This window comes from Streptomyces sp. NPDC007162 (assembly GCF_040634175.1).
GTDB lineage: Bacteria > Actinomycetota > Actinomycetes > Streptomycetales > Streptomycetaceae > Streptomyces.
On record NZ_JBEYFC010000972.1, the window covers coordinates 1 to 1,561 of the forward strand.

General features: G+C 75.1%; 1 protein-coding gene and 1 pseudogene. Both read left to right on the forward strand.

Going from position 1 to position 1,561, the window contains the following annotated elements; genetic code table 11:
* Positions 1 to 306 precede the first annotated feature (306 nt).
* Positions 307 to 450, forward strand: a pseudogene (locus ABZ646_RS46375) (LuxR C-terminal-related transcriptional regulator); the annotation flags it as partial.
* A 93-nt stretch (positions 451 to 543) separates the two neighbouring features.
* Positions 544 to 1,561, forward strand: a 1,018-nt coding sequence (locus ABZ646_RS46380; RefSeq protein WP_360533754.1) for an ATP-dependent DNA ligase, incomplete at its 3' end; no start/stop codon positions are given.

Here is a 1,561-nt window from a genome sequence, read left to right on the forward strand (position 1 = left end):
GCCCTCGACGGGCGGCCCGCCGCCGGGACCACTCCGGTCGTACCGCCGATGACGGACAGGTCTCCGCGCCGACCGGCATGGCCGCAGTCGCGGCTGCCGCGCCGGCGGCCCGGCCCAGTGGTCGGCGATCAGCGGCCGGCGGCCGGTGACGCGATGTGTCGGGGCGGTGCCGGGGTCGCGTGCCGTCGGTCGTCTGGAGGACGCGTGCCGTCGTCCGTACCGGGTTCTCCGCAGCCGGGAGTGTCGGCAGCCGCACGACGACGGGGCAGCGGCGGCCCGGGATGGTGGACCGGCTCCCTGACGTGGAAGCTGTTCGTCTCCCCGCTGACCGTGCGTACCCGCGTCCACCGGGTGATGACCAAGCCGGACGCCCGGGACCGCGCCCAACTCGTGGTGATGGCCTACCAGTCGGGGCTGGTGCGGCCCCCGTCGCCGGAAACGGACGGCTGAGGCCTGTTCGGGGGAACCGGTGCCGGAAGGGGCGTGCGGCGGACGCGGCCGGTCCACACCTTCTGCGTGACCGCCCTGCCGCTGATCGCGCCCATGCTCGCCACTCCCGGCAGGCTGCCGCCCGCCGCCCAGGACGCCCGGTGGGCGTACGAGACCAAGCAGGACGGTCAGCGTGCCGTCGTCTACCTGCCGGGTGACGGCACCCTGCTGCTGCGTGCCCGGTCCGGCGAGGCCATCACCGCCGCCTACCCCGAGCTCCAGCCGCTCGGCGAGGCCCTGGGCCGGGTGCCGGCGGTCCTGGACGGCGAGGTGCTGGCCCTGGACGAACAGGGGCGCGCCGACTTCCAGTTGCTGCAGAGCCGGATGGGCCTCGCCCACGCTCCGGCCCGGGCGGCGCGGATGGCGGCCCGGGTACCGGTCCATCTGATCCTGTTCGACGTCCCGTACCTGGAGGAACCGCTGTTCACCGTTCCGTACACCGACCGGCGGGGCCTCCTGGAGTCCCTCGCCCTGCACGGGCCGTACTGGTCGACACCGGGCGCGGTCGTCGGACACGGCGCCGAGGCGCTGCGGGCCACCCGGGAGCACGGTCTCGAGGGCGTGGTGTGCAAGCGGCTGGACTCGGGCTACGAGCCCGGGGTGCGGTCCCGTGCCTGGATCAAGATCCGGAACAGGCGTGCCGAGGACGTGATCGTCGGCGGCTGGCTGCCGGGCCGGGGGCGGCTGGCCGGCCTGCCGGGCGCGGTGCTGGTGGGTCAGCGGTCAGCCGACGGACGGCTCCGGTACGTCGGCGGGGTGGGCACCGGCTGGAGCGGGACGGAACGCGCCGAACTGGCCGCGTTGCTGCGGGCCGCCGAGACCGGTACCTGCCCCTTCGATCCGGTGCCGCCAGTCGCGAACGCCCACTGGGTGCTGCCCCGCCTGGTCGGCGAGGTCAACTACAGCACGCGCACGCGGGCCGGGCTGCTGCGCCAGCCGTCCTGGCTGCGGCTGCGCCCGGACCTCACCCCGCAGGAGTCCTCGTCGTCCTGTGCGTCAGCCTGCTGCTCGTCGCGCTCGACGCGACCGTGCTGCACGTCGCGGTGCCCGCCGTCACCGAGGACCTCAAGCC